The 17,912-nt window shown below is 59.7% G+C and carries 17 protein-coding genes; 14 read left to right on the top strand and 3 right to left on the bottom strand.

Features of this window, described 5'->3' with window-relative positions:
- The first annotated feature begins 28 nt into the window (after positions 1–28).
- The 14 genes from rpe to secG all read left to right on the top strand — a co-directional run bounded on the left by rpe (position 29) and on the right by secG (position 14,417).
- On the top strand, positions 29–706 hold the full coding sequence (gene rpe / locus HMPREF2743_RS05745) for a ribulose-phosphate 3-epimerase (RefSeq protein WP_070744079.1): 678 nt from the start codon (positions 29–31) through the stop codon (positions 704–706).
- The gene (gene ribD, locus HMPREF2743_RS05740) at positions 703–1,731 is read left to right on the top strand and encodes a bifunctional diaminohydroxyphosphoribosylaminopyrimidine deaminase/5-amino-6-(5-phosphoribosylamino)uracil reductase RibD (RefSeq protein WP_083316481.1); all 1,029 of its coding nucleotides are present in this window, start codon (positions 703–705) and stop codon (positions 1,729–1,731) included. The genes rpe and ribD overlap by 4 nt, the downstream gene beginning before the upstream one ends.
- Positions 1,732–1,835: 104 nt before the next feature.
- Entirely contained in the window at positions 1,836–2,474 is a 639-nt protein-coding gene (locus HMPREF2743_RS05735; RefSeq protein WP_070528459.1) for a riboflavin synthase, read from the top strand.
- Between the two features lie 11 nt (positions 2,475–2,485).
- Positions 2,486–3,748, top strand: a complete 1,263-nt coding sequence (locus HMPREF2743_RS05730) for a bifunctional 3,4-dihydroxy-2-butanone-4-phosphate synthase/GTP cyclohydrolase II (RefSeq protein ID WP_070818361.1) — start codon at positions 2,486–2,488, stop codon at positions 3,746–3,748.
- Positions 3,749–3,797: 49 nt separating this feature from the next.
- The gene (gene ribH / locus HMPREF2743_RS05725) at positions 3,798–4,280 is read left to right on the top strand and encodes a 6,7-dimethyl-8-ribityllumazine synthase (RefSeq protein WP_070528456.1); all 483 of its coding nucleotides are present in this window, start codon (positions 3,798–3,800) and stop codon (positions 4,278–4,280) included.
- An 85-nt stretch (positions 4,281–4,365) separates the two neighbouring features.
- The gene (locus HMPREF2743_RS05720; protein ID WP_070528454.1) at positions 4,366–4,989 is read left to right on the top strand and encodes a PH domain-containing protein; all 624 of its coding nucleotides are present in this window, start codon (positions 4,366–4,368) and stop codon (positions 4,987–4,989) included.
- Entirely contained in the window at positions 4,989–7,043 is a 2,055-nt protein-coding gene (uvrC, locus tag HMPREF2743_RS05715; RefSeq protein ID WP_070818360.1) for an excinuclease ABC subunit UvrC, read from the top strand. The genes HMPREF2743_RS05720 and uvrC overlap by 1 nt, the downstream gene beginning before the upstream one ends.
- Before the next feature lie 55 nt (positions 7,044–7,098).
- Positions 7,099–7,980: an RNase adapter RapZ gene (rapZ, locus tag HMPREF2743_RS05710; RefSeq protein ID WP_070818359.1), complete on the top strand. Its 882-nt coding sequence runs from the start codon at positions 7,099–7,101 to the stop codon at positions 7,978–7,980.
- Positions 7,981–8,059: 79 nt separating this feature from the next.
- Complete coding sequence (gene yvcK / locus HMPREF2743_RS05705) at positions 8,060–9,058, top strand: gluconeogenesis factor YvcK family protein (protein ID WP_070528447.1); 999 nt, start codon at positions 8,060–8,062, stop codon at positions 9,056–9,058.
- 166 nt (positions 9,059–9,224) lie between these two features.
- Positions 9,225–10,214 carry a DNA-binding protein WhiA gene (gene whiA / locus HMPREF2743_RS05700; protein WP_070528444.1) on the top strand — a complete coding sequence of 330 codons (990 nt, stop codon included), beginning with the start codon at positions 9,225–9,227 and terminating at the stop codon, positions 10,212–10,214.
- A gap of 491 nt (positions 10,215–10,705) precedes the next feature.
- On the top strand, positions 10,706–11,713 hold the full coding sequence (gene gap, locus HMPREF2743_RS05695) for a type I glyceraldehyde-3-phosphate dehydrogenase (protein ID WP_070511751.1): 1,008 nt from the start codon (positions 10,706–10,708) through the stop codon (positions 11,711–11,713).
- Positions 11,714–11,956: 243 nt separating this feature from the next.
- On the top strand, positions 11,957–13,174 hold the full coding sequence (gene pgk / locus HMPREF2743_RS12935; protein WP_070528442.1) for a phosphoglycerate kinase: 1,218 nt from the start codon (positions 11,957–11,959) through the stop codon (positions 13,172–13,174).
- A 42-nt stretch (positions 13,175–13,216) separates the two neighbouring features.
- Positions 13,217–13,996: a triose-phosphate isomerase gene (gene tpiA / locus HMPREF2743_RS12930; RefSeq protein WP_070528441.1), complete on the top strand. Its 780-nt coding sequence runs from the start codon at positions 13,217–13,219 to the stop codon at positions 13,994–13,996.
- A gap of 184 nt (positions 13,997–14,180) precedes the next feature.
- Entirely contained in the window at positions 14,181–14,417 is a 237-nt protein-coding gene (secG, locus tag HMPREF2743_RS05680) for a preprotein translocase subunit SecG (RefSeq protein WP_070528438.1), read from the top strand.
- Between the two features lie 116 nt (positions 14,418–14,533).
- Here the strand turns inward: secG and pgl are convergent, their stop codons facing one another.
- The 3 genes from pgl to zwf are packed head-to-tail and all read right to left on the bottom strand — an operon-like array spanning position 14,534 to position 17,839.
- The gene (pgl, locus tag HMPREF2743_RS05675; RefSeq protein ID WP_070528435.1) at positions 14,534–15,295 is read right to left on the bottom strand and encodes a 6-phosphogluconolactonase; all 762 of its coding nucleotides are present in this window, start codon (positions 15,293–15,295) and stop codon (positions 14,534–14,536) included.
- A 57-nt stretch (positions 15,296–15,352) separates the two neighbouring features.
- Positions 15,353–16,285 (bottom strand): glucose-6-phosphate dehydrogenase assembly protein OpcA, encoded by a 933-nt coding sequence (locus HMPREF2743_RS05670; protein WP_070528425.1) that lies wholly within the window; start codon positions 16,283–16,285, stop codon positions 15,353–15,355.
- Between the two features lie 21 nt (positions 16,286–16,306).
- On the bottom strand, positions 16,307–17,839 hold the full coding sequence (gene zwf, locus HMPREF2743_RS05665) for a glucose-6-phosphate dehydrogenase (protein ID WP_083299012.1): 1,533 nt from the start codon (positions 17,837–17,839) through the stop codon (positions 16,307–16,309).
- Positions 17,840–17,912: the final 73 nt, after the last annotated feature.

The following is a 17,912-nucleotide window of genomic DNA, read 5'->3' as shown; positions in this document are numbered from 1 at the left end:
CGCCGCGTGAGGGACTAGGCTGAGTGTCATGTCTGCACACTCGTCTGGTCCCATCATTTCCCCATCCATTCTGGCCGCTGATTTCACCCGTTTGGGTGAGGAGGTTCAGGCCGTGGCCAACGCGGATTGGATCCACGTTGACATCATGGATGGTCACTTCGTGCCCAACCTGTCCTTCGGCCCAGATATTACCGCGACGGTGGATGGGATTACTTCGCAGACCCTCGACGTTCACCTCATGATCGAGGAGCCGGAGAAGTGGGTGGAAACCTACGCCAAGGTCGGAGCTGATTGCATCATCTTCCACGTCGAGGCCGTGGCCGACAAGAATGCGGCCATCACTTTGGCCCGCAAGATCCGTGACCTAGGGGTGCGCGCGGGCTTCTCCATCAAGCCGGGCACCCCGATTGAGCCCTGGTTGGATGCCCTGGAGCACTTCGACGAGGTTCTCGTCATGTCAGTCGAACCAGGCTTCGGCGGTCAGCGCTTCATGCCGGATCAGCTCGACAAGGTCCGCACCTTGCGCGCAGCTATTGATGAGCGCGGCCTCGATGTCCTCATCGAAATCGATGGTGGCATTTCTGCCGAGACGATCCGCTCCGCCGCTGAGGCGGGCTGCGATGCTTTCGTAGCGGGTTCGGCCATTTATAAACAACCAGATAAGGCAGCGGCCGTCGAGGAGCTGCGCCGACTGGCCACGCTGTGAACCCACGCCTCGATTCTGCTGCCCTATCGCAAGCGTTGCGCTTAGCCATGGAGGCCGGCCAGCAGGTGCGCGGTACGACGAGCCCGAATCCGCCAGTCGGTGCGGTGATTCTTGATGCCTCCGGGCAGGTCGTCGGCGTCGGTGCAACCCAGCCCCCGGGCGGACCGCATGCTGAAGTCATGGCGCTGCGCGATGCGGGGGACAAGGCGCGCGGTGGAACCGCGGTGGTCACCTTGGAGCCCTGCAACCATACTGGCCGTACTGGGCCCTGCGCGCAGGCGCTTATCGATGCCTCCGTGGCCGCCGTGTACTACCTCCACCCGGATCCCACCCCGCAAGCCGGGGGAGGATCGACCACTCTGCGCCGCGCCGGCATCACCGTGGGACAGCTCTCGGCACCGGCAGAGAGAGCAGATGCGCTGGAGCCGTGGTTGGGTGCGGTCAAACTCAATCGTCCGCACGTCACGCTCAAGTTTGCACAAAGTCTGGACGGTTTCACCGCCGCAGTGGATGGCAGCAGCCAGTGGATTACAGGGGAGCAGGCTCGCGAGCATGTGCATCGTGACCGGGCTCAGCGCGATGCCATCCTCATCGGAACTGGCACAGCCTTGGCGGATAACCCATCCTTGACGGCGCGCTTTCCGGATGGTTCCTTGCGCCCTCAGCAACCGAGGCGTGTGGTCATCGGATCCCGGGATGTGTCTCAAGGTGGAAGAACCAACCTCGAGAGACTAGGTTTTGAGCACTATGCCTCCCCACAGGAGGCCCTAGCTGAGCTTTATGCCACGGGCGCCCGGGACCTTCTCGTCGAAGGTGGCGCGGGGCTCGCAACCAGCTTCATGGAGCTAGGTTTCGTCGACCGGATCCAGGCTTATATAGGAAATGTCATCCTCGGCGAAGGCAGAGGCGTTCTCACCAGTGCTGTGTCGTCGAACTTGGCCCGCGCCCAGAGATGGCGGCGTTGCGCGGTTACCGAGCTCGGCGAGGACCTACTTGTGGAATATCGCAAGGATGAAGAGCTTTGAAAGCTGACAAGCATTGAAAACTGGAAAGCTTTCAAAGGCTAGTAGTTTCACGGGCTAGAAGATTTAGAGATTTAGAGAGTTAAAAGGGAAGGGGAGTGCGGTCTATGTTTACCGGACTCGTTGAAGAGATTGGTCGCGTCGATAGCGTCGAACCGCAGGGTGATGCCGTGCGGTTGGGTATTGCCGCGTCCACCGTATTGAGTGACGCGCAACTGGGGGATTCCATAGCGGTCAATGGCGTATGCCTGACCGTGGCTGAGCTAGGAGAAGGAACCTTCATCGCTGATGTCATGAAAGAGTCTTTGAACCGTAGCTCCCTCGGCGAACTCGCGGAGGGCTCGCCGGTTAACCTTGAGCGCGCGGTGCTCCCGACGACCCGTTTGGGCGGCCACATTGTGCAGGGACATGTCGATGGCACCGGGACCTTGTTGTCCCGCACGCCTTCAGAGCACTGGGAGGTATTGCGTTTTAGCCTGCCGGCTGAGTTGGCACGCTACGTGGTGGAAAAGGGTTCCATCGCGGTGCAGGGAACCTCCCTGACGGTATCGGCCTTGTCAGATGGGCAAGGAGAGTCCGATACAGAGAGCTATTTTGAAGTCTCACTCATTCCCACCACACTGCGGGATACCGTCTTTGGTTCCATGGAGCCAGGCGCCCGGGTAAACCTCGAGGTAGACGTGGTTGCAAAGTATGTGGAGAAAATGGTTCACCCTAACGCCCACGGCGTGGGAACAGAGGGATAGAGTTAGTCCTTATGAGCGCTGCAGATTCAGCTTTTAGTTTAGATAGCGTCGACCAGGCCATCGCCGATATCGCGGCCGGCAAGGCAGTCGTCGTCGTGGACAATGAGGACCGCGAGAATGAAGGCGACCTCATCTTCGCCGCTGAGCTCGCCACTCCGGAGCTCGTGGCCTTTATGGTGCGCTATAGCTCCGGCTACATTTGCGCGCCGCTGCTCCCGGAAGACTGTGAGCGGTTGAACCTACCCCCAATGCTGGCGGTTAACCAGGACGTGCGCCAGACCGCTTACACCGTGACGGTGGACTTGGCTAATGGCTCCACAGGCATCTCCGCCACTTCGCGCTGCGAAACTATCCGCAGGTTGGCTGATCCTTCCTCTGAGCCAGCGGAGTTCGCACGCCCTGGCCACGTTGTTCCGCTCGCAGCCCGCCCGAATGGTGTCCTCGAGCGCGATGGACATACCGAAGCCGCCATCGACTTGGCCCGGCTGGCTGGTCTGCGCCCAGCCGGCGTGCTGTGTGAAATCGTTTCCGAAGAGGACCCCACGGACATGGCCCGCTCGCCGGAGCTGCGCCGCTTTGCGGACGCCCACGGGCTGACGATGATCTCCATCGAGCAGCTCATCGAGTGGCGTCGCCACAACGAACAGCAGATTCGTCGCGAGGTAGAAACCCGCCTGCCCACCGAGTACGGCGAGTTCCGCGCGGTGGGTTATTCGAGTGACGTCGACAAGCGCGAGCACATCGCCCTCTTCGTCGGTGACGTGGAGAGCTATAGCGGTGCGGAGGACGTGCCCGTTCGTGTGCACTCCGAGTGTCTTACAGGTGACGTCTTTGCCTCTCAGCGCTGCGACTGCGGCCCGCAGCTGCAGGAATCCCTTCGTGCGGTGCAAGAAGCAGGACGAGGCATCGTCATCTACCTGCGTGGGCAAGAGGGCCGTGGCATTGGTTTAGTGAACAAGCTCAAGGCCTATCGCCTGCAGGACAAGGGAATGGACACCGTTGATGCCAACGTGGAGCAGGGGCTACCGGAAGATGCCCGCGAGTATTCCGTGGCCGGCCAAATCCTGCGGGACGTGGGCGTGAAATCCGTGAACCTCTTGACCAATAACCCCCACAAGGGCGAGGGTCTGCAGGGCTTCGGCATCGACGCCACCGCACGCACCGCGCTGGCGACCCCCGCAACGGCGGAGAACATCAGCTACCTGCGCACGAAGCGCGACCGGATGGGGCATGATCTGCCCCAGGTCGCTGAGTGGGACCAGAAGCACTCGTAAGGCATTAAGCCGGAAGATCGAGTAAAAGACTAAAACAAAGGAGCACACAATGAGCAAGGAAGGCTTGCCAACCCCGAAAAATGTCTCGGGTGAAGGACTCCGCGTTGCCGTTGTCACCGCCACGTGGAACGCCGAGATATGTGACCAGCTGCATCGCCGCGCACTAGAGACCGCTGAAGCAGCCGGTGCCACTGTCACCCCGCTGCGCGTTGTGGGCGCTCTTGAGCTCCCCGTGGTGGTGCAGGCCGCGGCGCGCACGCACGATGCCGTGGTGGCACTGGGCTGTGTTGTCCGTGGTGGTACTCCGCACTTTGATTATGTGTGTGATTCCGTCACCCAGGGCCTGACCCGCATCGCGCTCGACGAATCCACTCCGGTGGCTAATGGTGTGCTCACTGTCAACGACTATGAACAAGCAGTTGATCGCGCCGGCTTTGCTGATTCCGCGGAAGATAAAGGTGCGGAGGCCATGCAGGCAGCTTTAGAAACCGTGCACACCTTGCGTACACTGGACGAGTCAAACCTAAAGTAGGCTGCCATGCGCAACCACTGTGCCCTGCATATCAGGACAAGGCCGTGGCCTGCCTCAGCGGAGTGATGAGGAGATGGAAAACTCGATGACGGACCCACAGGTGCCCTTGGGCCATGAAGAGCGGGAACAGTCAGCTCACGCAAATAAGTCCTCGCAATCTTTGCGGCCGGCCGCATCGAGCTCTGCGGAGGGCGCACAGCGCATGAGCGAGGAGCAGTTATTGGCCTACACTAGCGCTGATCCTTTTGCCCTGACCTCATCCAAGCCTTGGGAATATGAAGCTACTTCGCCTTATCTGCGCAAGGTGGCGATCGTCTGGATCATCCTCGTCATGGCAGCGCACTTGTTTATGGGCTTCACGGTGGGCTTGTCCTTTACCGGTGCGACGGTGACGACGATTGATAAGTTCGCTTTCCCCGGTGTGGGCGTGGTGATTTCAATCCTATCGTGGTTGGCATTGACTCGACCGCGACTGCGTGCAAACTCCGATGGAGTAGAGATCCGCAACATCCTGGGTACCCGCTTCTACCCGTGGCAGGTCATCTACGGCCTGTCCTTCCCCGAAGGATCCCGCATGGCGCGCATCGAGCTGCCTGACTTCGAATACGTGCCGGTTTGGGCCCTGCAATCAGGTGATAAGCAGGACGTTATCACCAAGGTCCGCTCCTTCCGCGACCTGGAAGCCCGCTACATGCCGCAGGATGACTAGTGGCTGATCCCTCAGAGTACCGCCCCGCGCCCGGAAGCATCCCCACGGATCCGGGCGTTTATAAGTTCCGCGATGAAAACCGCCGCGTCATCTACGTGGGCAAGGCAAAGAACCTGCGCGCACGGCTATCCAACTACTTCCAGGACATCACCCAACTGCACCCGCGAACCCGCCAGATGGTGCTCACTGCGGCTTCAGTTGAATGGACCGTGGTGGCCAGCGAGGTGGAAGCGTTGCAGTTGGAGTACACGTGGATTAAACGCTTCGATCCGCGGTTCAACGTCATGTACCGCGATGACAAGACGTACCCTATGCTCGCGGTGTCCGTGGGGGAGACCATCCCGCGAGCGTTCTTCTACCGTGGTCCCCGCCGCAAAGGTGTGCGCTATTTCGGCCCCTATTCCCATGCTTGGGCGGTGCGCGAATCCCTCGATCTTCTCACTCGCATCTTTCCCATGCGCACCTGCGCCAAAGGCGTTTTTAACCGCCACGAAAAGCTAGGCCGCCCTTGTCTATTGGGATATATCGGCAAGTGCGATGCACCCTGCATCGGCCGCGTTAGTCCCGAGGAACACCGCGAGACTGTGAACCAGCTCATCAGCTTCATGAACGGTAATACCGCGCCCGTGCGCAAGAGGGTGACCCAGCGCATGGAAGAGGCAGCAGAGAACTTGGAGTTCGAGCTGGCAGCGCGCCTGCGCGATGACCTTGGCGCCATCGACAAGCTTATGGAGCAGCAAGCCGTCGTCCTGCCCGACGGCACGGATGCAGACCTCATCGCGTTTAGTTCGGATGAATTGGAGGCGGCCGTGCAGATCTTCCATGTGCGCGCAGGCCGTATTCGCGGTCAGCGTGGTTGGGTGGTCGAGCGCTCTGGTGATCAGGCAACGACACACGTGGTTGAGGAGGGCCAACCAGATCCGGGTCTGCCGGCACTGATCCAGAACTTCCTCATCCAGTTTTATTCGGATGCCGTCGAGCGTCAGCGCCAAGAGGCTGCCGAGGACGCCAAAATGGAGCGCAGGGGAGTGGACCAAGAATCTCATGCCGAGACGCGGCAGGGTAACGCCATTCCTCGCGAGATTCTGGTCCAAGCACTGCCGGAGGAAGCCGAGGAGGTGAAGATTGTTCTGGAGGAACTGCGGGGTGCCCAGATTGATGTACGGGTACCGCAGCGAGGCGACAAGCGCGCCTTGCTGGAGACCGTCGAAAGGAATGCGAAGGAACAGCTGAAACAGCACAAGCTCAAGCGCGTGGGTGATCTGACTGCCCGGTCCGCAGCACTTCAGGAGCTGCAGGAGGCGCTGGGCATGGATTCCGCGCCGCTGCGCATTGAGTGTACGGATATCTCGCACATTCAAGGTACCGATGTCGTGGCATCCTTGGTGGTCTTCGAGGATGGCCTGCCCCGTAAGGCTGATTACCGCCGCTACCGCATCAAGGAAGCTGCGGGTGATGGACGTTCCAACGACGTTGGTTCCATCGCTGAGGTGACTCGCCGCCGCTTCAAACACCACCACGATGACAAACGCGCGGTGCCGGACGAGGAGCTGGAGAACACTACCTTCGCCGAGGAGATGGTGCGGGAAGAGGCTGCGAGCCAAACCAAACGCAGTTCCTACCCACCACAGCTCTTCATCGTGGATGGTGGTGCACCGCAGGTGGCTGCGGCGCAGGCAGTTTTCGATGAACTTGGCATTGTGGACGTTACCCTCATCGGTCTAGCTAAGCGCCTAGAAGAGGTGTGGGTGCCTGGTGATGATGAACCGGTGATTTTGCCGCGCAATTCTCAGGCCCTCTTTTTGCTTCAGCACCTCCGTGATGAAGCCCACCGTGTAGCCATTTCCTATCACCGCCAGCAGCGCTCGAAGCGGATGCGCTCATCGGTTCTTGATGCTGTGCCAGGCTTGGGGCCTCAACGGCGTACTGACCTGGTCAAGCACTTCGGTTCGGTGAAGAAGCTCAAAGAAGCCAGCGTGGAAGAGATCGCTGAGGTCAAGGGCTTCGGCCCGAAGCTAGCGCAAACAGTTTTTGATCATCTTCACGCCTCCTAAGAAGGCTTGGCTTTTGAGAAATTTTGCCACCGAGGACTCTGAATAGGTGGTAAGAATGGAAGCCATGACGCTGTTTGATTCCCCACCCATTTTGATCACCGGCATGTCAGGCGGAGGCCTGACGTCGGCGGCTAAAGTGCTGGAGGATAAAGGCTATTACGTAGCCCATAACATCCCACCCAAGGCAATCGTTGACTTGCTCAAACTGTGCGCTAGTCCGGAGTCCCCGGTAAGCAAGATTGCTGCGGTGACCGATGTACGCTCCCGCTTGTTCCCGGGTTCCTTGGCAGAAACCCTTGATGAACTAGAACAGCTAGATATGAAGCCGACGCTGCTCTTCCTCGATGCGCGCGATGACGTTCTGATTCGCCGGTTCGACTCAGTGCGGCGTACACACCCCCTGCAGGACGGGGAAACCCTCAAGGCAGGTATTCAGCGCGAGCGCGCAGCAGTGCAGGCCATCCGCGAGCGCGCGGATATCATCATTGACACGACCAATCTCTCCGTTCATGACCTGCGCCGCGCGATCGAGGCCTCTTTCGGCGAGATGGGCCATGAGCTGCAGCACGTCACGTTAGAGTCCTTCGGCTTCAAGCATGGTTCCCCGCGTGACGCAGATCTTGTTGTCGATGTCCGCTTCCTTCCCAATCCTTATTGGGTGCCTGAATTGCGGGGCTACCGCGGGACTGATGAACCTGTTGCAGACTACGTCCTTTCTCAGGACGCCGCTGAACCCTTCATTGATCACTTCATCACCATGTTTGATTCGATGCTTGCCGGCTACCGGCACGAGGGCAAGAACTTCATCACTATAGGCATCGGGTGCACCGGCGGACACCACCGATCCGTGGCGGTTACGGAGGAGATTGCTCGCCGTCTCAGGGAGCGCGGGGACTTGGATGTGAGCACACTGCACCGTGACATCGCCCGGGATTAGGTGCGTTAAGATAAAAATTCATTCCCTACCCCTCGGATGACCGAAAGCTAATATTTCCGTGACATCTCTCCCTACCCACATGGCTAGCCTGGGCGGCGGCCATGGTCTCTACCAAACCCTTCTGGCTGCGCGCCGTACCGGCGCGGAAGCGATTTCTGCCATCGTCACCGTGGCTGATGACGGCGGTTCTTCCGGGCGTCTGCGCCGCGAGATGGACATCATTCCGCCCGGTGATTTGCGCATGGCGCTCGCTGCATTGTCGAGCGACTCAGAGGAAGGCCAGTTGTGGGCCTCTACGCTGCAGCACCGCTTCCAGAGCACCGGCGCCATGGCCGGCCACGCGGTGGGTAATCTTCTCATTGCCGGACTCACTGAGGTCTTGGGGGACTTCCAGGCGGCGCTTGACGCGGTGGGACGGCTTACGCAGTCTGCGGGCCGCGTGCTGCCGGCTGTGAATCTGCCGCTCGATATCGAAGCGGACGTGGCCGGGCTTGACGACGACCCCCGCATCATGCGCTCCGTCCGCGGCCAAGTCGCTGTCGCGTCCACTGTGGGGCAGGTGCGTCGCGTGCGCATCATCCCGGAAAAGCCACAGGCCAATCCGGAAACCATCGCGGCCTTGCGCGATGCGGACCTCATCACCCTGGGGCCGGGATCGTGGTTTAGCTCCGTGCTTCCACACGTCCTCGTGCCGGAGATTGTCAACGCAATTACGTCCTCGGATGCGCTTCGCGTTGTAGTACTTAACCTTTCCGCTGAACCAGGGGAGACCCAGGGCTTTTCAGCTGAGCGCCACCTGCACGTCTTAGCGCAGCATGCGCCGAACCTGCGGGTAGACAAAGTAATCGTCGATGGATCTGGTCTTCCGAATGAGTCGGAGCGAGTCTTCGTGCAGCGTGCGGCAAGCGTGCTCGGTGCTACGGCGGTTTTCCGCGATGTGTGTCAGGCCGATGAGAACGGAAATTCTCTCAACAAGCATTGCCCAGACAAGCTCGCGCAGGTACTGACTGAGCTTTATACCGACTATGTCGCTCAGCGGGATTCTTCGGCGGGTGCCCCGGGCACTCACCGCAGCTGAGCGCGCGATAGACTAAGTGGCATTCATCGCTCACTGCGACGTCACTGCGCTTCACAGGTGCGGTACTACGTGCTGTATGCGCGAGCTCAAGGTCCTTTTGAGCTCAGTTGCACCACTGCTGGTTTCAGCGGTGAGCTACATCAAGAGTTGAAAGGGGAGGCACGAGGTGTCTGCGTCATTGACCGATCAGGTCAAGGAGGAACTTACGGCGGTCTCCGTACCGCGCCAGTCCGCTCGTGCGGCGGAGGTTGCCGCGATCCTCAGGTTCGCCGGCGAGCTCCATATCACCGGAGATAGGGTGATGTACGAGGTCGAATTGGAATCGAAGAGCGTAGCCACTCGCTTGGTCACCGCACTCGACGAGCTATATTCGATCTCTGCCAGTATCCACGTAGCAGGCCCCGCCGCATCCTCTAAAAAGAGCAGGGTACAGCTGCGCATTACTACCGGGGCCAAGGAGTTGACCAGGCGTCTGGGGTTGGTGACCCGCTCGGGTCACCCAGTCGTGGGGCTGCCGCCGCAAGTAATCTCCGGCTCTGTTGCGGATAACGAAGCGGCTTGGCGCGGCGCCTTTCTGGCGCAAGGTTCGCTAACCGAACCGGGCCGTTCTTCAGCGCTGGAGGTGACCTGTCCTTGCCAGGAGGCAGCACTCGCACTTGTAGGCTGCGCCCGGCGTTTGGGTGTGGTGGCGAAAACTAAGGAGACCCGCGGGGCCGATCGCGTCGTGGTACGTGATGGCGATGCCATTGGTGCGTTGCTAACCAGGATGGGTGCCCAAGAGACTCGCCTGACGTGGGAGAAGAAGCGTATCCAACGCGAAGCCCACGACACCTCCCGCCGCCTAGACAACTTCGATGACGCGAACTTGCGCCGTTCTGCCCGTGCGGCAGTTACAGCCGCTGCTCGCGTCGAACGCGCCATGGTCATCTTGGGGGATGACGTTCCGGAACACCTCGCGGACGCCGGCCGCCTACGCGTGCAGCACCGCGAGGCTTCCTTGGAGGAGCTTGGACGCTTGGCTGATCCCCCGATGACCAAAGACGCGGTGGCTGGGCGCATTCGCCGCCTGCTTTCTATGGCAGATAAGCGCGCGAAGGAACTTGGTGTGCCGGATACGACGAAGGCAGTGACAGAGGAACTTTTCGAGGAATCTTAGTCTCTCGTCTTAACCCCAGACGCAGTCGAATGTTGTGCCCGTTCGGGCACCGCAGCGACCGTCTGGGGCAATTTTTTGACTATAGGAGGTGAATCTATGACCGTGGATAGCTGCTTTATTTTTGGATTCACCCGCTCTTTTTTGCTTTAGTGAGATATCCCACCTTGCCCTCTCTAGGGTCAACACAATCCCACATAAACGGGCATATATGCAGGTGTATGGGTTTGGGGAATTACCATAAGGAGCTAGCGGCCCATCCAGTGTACGCCCCTTTTCCCTTTCGTGCGAGCACCCTCGATGCGAACCTGAACGCACACTGCAGGATGCAAAATCCGTGGGTACTATCGGCCGTGTTGGGAAAACCACCGAGCACGTCACGGAAGTGGCAGGGCAACGGTGCCGCAAGAGCGGTCCACCGCACTGCCTATAAAGACAAAGTCTCGGAAGCCCCCACAATAGAACTTCACTCGATTATTTGAGGAGACATTACAGTGACCATTCGCGTAGGTATCAACGGATTTGGCCGCATCGGCCGCAACTTCTTCCGTGCAGTCGCACAGGGCAACAATGACCTCGAGGTCGTCGCAGTCAACGACCTGACCGACAACGCAACCCTGGCCAACCTGCTCAAGTACGACTCGGTTCTGGGCCGCTTCGACGGTGAGATCGAGCACGACGACGAGTCCATCACCGTCAACGGTCACAAGATCGCAGTCTCCGCAGAGCGCGATCCGAAGAACCTGAACTGGGGCGAGCACAACGTCGACATCGTCATCGAGTCCACCGGCTTCTTCACCGATGGTGAGGCTGCTAAGGCTCACATCGAGGCCGGTGCCAAGAAGGTCATCATCTCTGCACCGGGCAAGAACGTTGACGCAACCTTCGTTTACGGCGTTAACTCCGATGAGTACGACGCTGAGAAGCACAACGTCATCTCCGCCGCATCCTGCACCACCAACTGCTTGGCACCGATGGCTAAGGTCCTGCACGAGAAGTTCGGCATCGAGAAGGGCCTGATGACCACCATCCACGCCTACACCGGTGACCAGCGCATCCAGGACGCTCCGCACCGCGACCTGCGCCGCGCACGCGCCGCAGCCGTCAACATGGTTCCGACCTCCACTGGTGCAGCAAAGGCTGTTTCCCTGGTTCTGCCGGAGCTGGAGGGCAAGCTGGACGGTTACGCAATGCGCGTTCCCACCATCACTGGTTCCGCCACCGACCTGACCTTCCAGGCATCCCGCGACGTCACCGCTGAGGAAATCAACGCCGCTATCAAGGAAGCCGCAACCGGCGAGTTCGGCGAGACCCTGGGCTACACCGAGGACCCGATCGTCTCCACCGATATCATCACCGACTCCCACGGCTGCATCTTCGATGCTGGCATGACCAAGGTTTCCAACGGCAACTTCGTCAAGGTCCTTGGCTGGTACGACAACGAGTGGGGCTACACCAGCCAGCTCGTGCGCACCACCTCCCTGGTTGCTTCCAAGCTCTAAAGTTTCACCCTTTGAAATGAGCACAGTGAAGCAAGCTGTGATTGCCTGTGGAAGCCCCACAGGCTAGAACCCGGCCCACGCGCCGCGCCTACTATCTCTGAATACGTGGCGTGCGCTGGGCCGGTATTCGTCTTTAAGGAACGATTTCGCGCTTTCACACACGTTGCTAATCAGGTTCCGGCACACTTACTAAGTGAATAGCATTAACCTTTAGCTTGAGTACCCACCTTCAAGGAGAACACAATGGCTTTCAAAACTTTGGACGATCTGCTCGCAGAAGGCGTTTCTGGCCGCCACGTCCTTGTTCGTTCTGACTTCAACGTCCCGCTCGATGATGGAGGAAACATCACCGACTCCGGCCGCATCACCGCCTCGCTGCCCACTATCAAGGCGCTCATTGAGGGTGGAGCGAAGGTCATCCTGTCGGCACACTTGGGACGTCCAAAGGGCGAAGTAAACCCGAAGTACTCCCTCGCTCCAGTCGCAGAGGCTCTGTCCGAGGCACTGGATCAGTACGTTGCTCTGGCCGGCGATGTCAGCAGTGAGGACGCTCACGAGCGTGCCAACGGCCTCAACGATGGCGATGTTCTCCTCCTAGAGAATGTTCGCTTTGATCCGCGCGAAACCTCCAAGGATGAGGCTGAGCGCGGCGCCTTCGCCGATGAGCTCGTCGCCTTGGCTGCGGACAACGGTGCCTTCGTCTCCGATGGTTTCGGTGTCGTTCACCGCGCGCAGGCCTCTGTGTACGACGTCGCCAAGCGCCTGCCTGCATACGCCGGCAAGCTGGTCCAGAAGGAAGTGGAAACCCTGGCTGCGGTAGCAGAGAAGCCAGAGCATCCGTACGTGGTTGTTCTTGGCGGCGCCAAGGTCTCCGACAAGCTCGGTGTGATCGAGGCCCTTGCCGGCAAGGCCGACAAGGTCATCATTGGCGGCGGCATGTGCTACACCCTTTTGGCCGCGCAGGGCTACAACGTCCAGAACTCCTTGCTGCAGGAAGACCAGATTGATAACTGCAAGGAGCTGCTCGAGCGCTTCGGTGAAAAGATTGTCCTGCCGGTCGACCTCGTTGCTGCAACCGAGTTCGATGCTCAGGCAGAGAACAAGGTCGTCGCCCTGGACGGCATTCCGGAGGGTTGGCAATCTCTCGACATCGGCCCGGAGTCGGTGAAGAAGTTCGACGAGGTCATCGCTTCTTCCAAGACCGTCTTCTGGAACGGCCCAATGGGTGTCTTTGAGATGGAGGCCTTCTCCAAGGGCACCGCCGGTGTGGCACAGTCGATCATCGACGCCACCGCTAAGAACGGCTCCTTCACCGTCGTTGGCGGTGGTGACTCCGCAGCTTCCGTTCGCCTTCTCGGCCTCGATGAGGATGGCTTCTCTCACATCTCTACCGGTGGTGGCGCTTCCCTCGAGTTCCTTGAGGGCAAGGAGCTGCCGGGCGTCAAGGTTCTGGAAGCCTAAGCACTTAAACCGTCAACTCAGTCTGATTTAGAAAGGCTAATCATGGCACGTACCCCGCTTATCGCAGGTAACTGGAAGATGAACCTCGACCACAAGGAAGCTATTGGCTCCCTGCAGAAGTTCGCTTTCTCTCTGCCGAAGGAATACTACGAGAAGGTTGACGTGGCTTTCATGGTCCCGTTCACCGATATCCGCACCGTGCAGACGCTGGTCGACGGTGACGACTTGCAGTTCACCTATGGTGCACAGGACATCTCCAAGCACGAGTCCGGTGCATACACCGGTGAGGTTTCCGGCAAGATGCTCTCCGCCCTGGGATGCTCCTGGGCAGTCGTTGGTCACTCCGAGCGCCGTCAGTACCACGGTGAGACCGACCAGCTGGTTGCTGAGAAGGCCGCAGCAGCCCTGGCTAACGGCATCAGCCCGATTGTCTGCGTGGGCGAGCCGCTCAACGTGCGCGAGGCAGGCACTCACGTGGATTACGTGGTCACCCAGACCCGCAACTCCCTGCAAGGACTTTCTGCCGAGGACCTCTCAAAGACCGTCATCGCTTATGAGCCGGTCTGGGCAATCGGCACCGGTAAGGTTGCTTCCGCTGAGGACGCGCAGGAAGTGTGCGCAGCTATTCGCGAGCTCGTCCGTGAGCTGGGCGGCGATGAGGTGGCCGAGGGCATCCGCATTCTCTACGGTGGCTCCGTCAAGGTGGATTCCATCGCGGAGATCGTAGGCAAGCCGGACGTCGACGGTGGCCTTGTCGGCGGTGCTTCTCTCAAGGGCGAGGAGTTTGCCAAGCTGGCGGCTAACGCCGCCCAGGGCGCATAGCCCTCATAGCAGCTGGCATCACGCTAAATAGCCGTGGCGGGTCGGAATGGTTTCTGGCCCGCCACGTGGTGTATTATCGGGCATTATTGCGCCTGCTTTTGGCGCCCACTTCTCCGTGGGCTGGCGGCATAGGCTGTCACCCACCACAATAAACGAACGAACGCGTAAAACAAGGAACTATTTCATGATCTTGGCACTGGAAATCATCCTCGTGATTGCCGCAATCCTGATGTCTGTCTTCGTGCTGCTGCACAAAGGTAAGGGCGGCGGTCTTTCCAGCCTTTTCGGCGGCGGTGTGCAGTCCAACTTGTCTGGTTCCACCGTGGTTGAAAAGAACCTTGACCGTTACACAGTGGTCATGGTGGTCATCTGGCTCGCCTGCATCGTAGCCCTGAACCTGCTGCAGGCATTTAGCAGCTAAAGCCAGCCAGCTGGTCCACGGCCACAACAACGCTTAACGCCGCGTGCTTCCTCCTAAGGAGGAGGGAACGCGGCGTTATTTTTCCTAGACTGCAAGCGGCCGGAGGAACCGTGGCGCTAAAGCCGCTGTGCGGCGTCTTCACTCACGAAAAGCAGAGTCTCTTCGGTACCCTGCGCGCCTGCGGCAGGCCAATCCTCAGCCGCGGCGCCGGCTGCGAGGTGGGACGCAGCTTCGGCCTTCTCCTCGCCGGAGACGAGGAACCAAATGCGTTGGGAGCGATTGATAGCAGGGTAGGTCAGCGTGACGCGCTCTGACGGGGGCTTAGGGGAATCGTGGACAGCAAATGCATAGTCCGTGTCTTCATAGACTGCCTCCGAATGCGGAAACAGAGAGTTAATGTGGCCCTCATGTCCCATGCCCAAGAGGTGAATGTCGAAGCCCTCTGGGGCAAAATCACGGATCTCGCCCTCATAGGCTTGGGCGGCGTGTTCCATGGATACCGCACCCAAGTCATAGCCATGAATGTGCTGTTCTGGAATACCGACCTTGCTGAGAAGAGCCTCACGAGCTTGGCCTTCGTTGGAATCCGGATCGCTGACAGGAACATTGCGCTCATCACCGAAGAAGACGTGGACCCGCGTCCAGTCCACGGCCAATGCCGGGTAGTCGCTACCTTGCTGCTGGGCAGCGTCGTGGAGGCGGGCCAATTCGCGCAGGACACCGATTCCAGCACCGCCACCAGTGAGGACTACGCGTGCTACTCCGTCCTTGTGCAGGCCACTGCCCGGGGCTTGAATCGCCGCAACCGTCTCAATAAAGGCGAGTGCAGCGGAGGATATGAGCTCGTCGATGTCGCTAACGCGGCGAAGCGTGACCATGGTGCAGAAAGATCCTTCTGAATGATGAGACTGGGGGAAACGATGAAAAGGTTACGCCTACACACTGTAGTGCACGCGCGCTAAGGCGCGGAGAGCATGGGCGTATGTCCTATCAGAATCAAGGTGGCGCAGCTCTTCCGAGAGCACCTCCGCTTCGGAACGCACAGCGAGGCTCACGAGCGATTCTGGAGAACCGGGGACGCTGACCTTAACCGTTGTGGCGTCGACAGCCGTGACAGTGATATCCGCGGTGGGGCGCCGGAAAACTAAGGAGGTAATCGGGAAGGCGCCTGCCTCGCACTTCGAGATCTTACGGGTGACGGGGACGGAAAGGGCGTCGAGCAGCCAGCCAGCTGCAAAGTCGACGGCGGCGTGGTGCTCGGCTCCGGAGATCTCCACCGAATTGACAGGCTCGTGTGGGTGGCGGTCAAGAGACGAGGCGATGATGCCACGCCACAGGGTGATGGCGCCCCAGGACATGTCGGAATCACCCGGCTTATAGCCGGAGGACAGCACGTGCAGGTCGTATTGATCAACACCGCTGCCGAAAGCCACGTTAGTGATGCGGCGCTGAGCAAGAGCACCGATGGGCACTGCGGCGGGAGCAGGCGGGCAGGCAGTAGGCCACCACGCGACGATTGGTGTATCCGGAAGAAGAAGGGGAGTAACCACTGCTTCTGCCTGGTCGGCGAGGGCGCCGTGCAGGTGCATAACGACGATTTCCGAGGCACCAGCCTCGCCACCAACGCGCAGCTCAGCATCGAGGCGGGTTTCCTCCTCGAGGGAGCCCGAGGCGATCACGATGACGCGAGAGGGGTGCTCGTGGGAGGCATCGCGTACTGAAGTGAGCAGGTTGTCAAGATCATCGCCTTCTTCGGTCATGACGATGAGCGTAAGAACGCGTCCGGTCGTGAGCGTGTAATGCTCCTGCATCTCCACGAGCTTCTTAGAGATTTTGCGCGTGGTCGTATCTGGCAAGGGGATAATCATAAAGCCATTTCTCCTAGGGACCTACGGACGGCGCCAGGAATGACCCCGGCGGCGCAGCATTCTATCGGCAGACTCCGGCCCCCATGTGCCAGCGCGGTACTGCTCTGGCTGACCGATGTTGGACCAGTATTCAATGATGGGGTCGAGGATGGACCAAGACAGCTCCACTTCCTCGTTGGTGGGGAAGAGTGAGGACTCGTCTAAGAGGGCGTCGAGAATAAGGCGCTCATAGGCCTCCGGTGATTCCTCGGTGAAGGCCTCAGCGTAGGCGAAGTCCATGTTGACGTCGCGCACTTCCATGGTGGAGCCGGGGACCTTGGAGCCGAAGCGCATGGTGACGCCTTCATCTGGCTGGACGCGGATCACCACAGCATTCTGGCCTAGCGAATCAGCTTGACCTTGGTCAAAAGGCTGGTGTGGGGCGGTCTTAAAAACGAGCGCAATCTCCGTCACGCGGCGGCCGAGGCGCTTGCCGGTGCGCAGGTAGAAAGGAACGCCCGCCCATCGTCGGGAATTGACCTCAAGGGTGCAGGCTGCATAGGTTTCCGTCGTGGATTCGGGATCGAAGCCTTCCTCTTCTCGGAGGCCCTTAACATACTCCGAGCCTTGCCAGCCGGCGGAGTATTGGCCGCGGGCCGTTGTTTTGTTGAGCGGGTGCACCGCATTGGTGGCGCGCAGCACCTTGATCTTTTCTGCTTGGAGCGCCTCAGGGTCAAAGGAGGAAGGCTCCTCCATGGCGACGAGGGCTAGCAGCTGCAGGAGATGGTTTTGGATGACATCGCGGGCAGCGCCGATGCCGTCGTAGTAGCCAGCACGGCCTCCGAGCCCGATGTCTTCGGCCATCGTGATCTGCACATGGTCGATATAGTGCGCATTCCACATGGGTTCGAAGATCTGGTTGGCAAAGCGCAAAGCCATGATGTTCTGCACCGTTTCCTTACCCAGGTAGTGGTCGATGCGGAAGACCGAGGACTCTGGGAAAACGGCATTGACGATCTCATTGAGCTGGCGCGCGGAGTTCTGATCGTGGCCGAAAGGTTTCTCAATGATGACGCGGCGCCAAGAATTATCCGTGCTATCAGCCATGCCGACGCGCTCCAACTGATGGCAAATATCGGAGAAGAACTCCGGGGGCACGGAAAGGTAGTAGGCCCAGTTACCGCCCGTGCCGCGGGAAGCATTGAGCTCAGCGAGCCGGGCAGACAGCTTGTCAAAGCCTTCGTCATCGAAGTTGCCTTGCACAAACTCGATTCCCTTGGCCAAGTGCTCCCACACATGCTCACTGAACGTGGTTCGTGCACCTGCCTCGGCGGCTTTGCGGACGTAGTCGCAGAAAGCCTGTTTATCCCAGTCACGGCGGCCGTAGCCGACCAAGGTGAAGCCTGCCGGAAGCAATCCGCGATTGGCCAGGTCATAGATAGCAGGCAGGAGCTTCTTGCGCGCCAAGTCACCCGTGACGCCAAAAATCACCATGCCAGAAGGGCCGGCGATGCGTGGCAGGCGCTTGTCCTTCGCGTTGCGCAACGGGTTGACCCACGCGCTGGTAGTGCTCACTAAGTGTCCTTTCGGTCTGTGTGAGTTAAGTCCAACTGCTCAGCATAGCGACCCGCGCCCCGTAGGCCATAGT

It is taken from the genome of Corynebacterium sp. HMSC036D02 (genome assembly GCF_001836165.1).
In the GTDB taxonomy this organism is placed as follows: Bacteria; Actinomycetota; Actinomycetes; order Mycobacteriales; family Mycobacteriaceae; genus Corynebacterium.
Note: the sequence above shows the minus strand (reverse complement) of the source record. Positions and strands in the feature narration are given on the sequence as shown.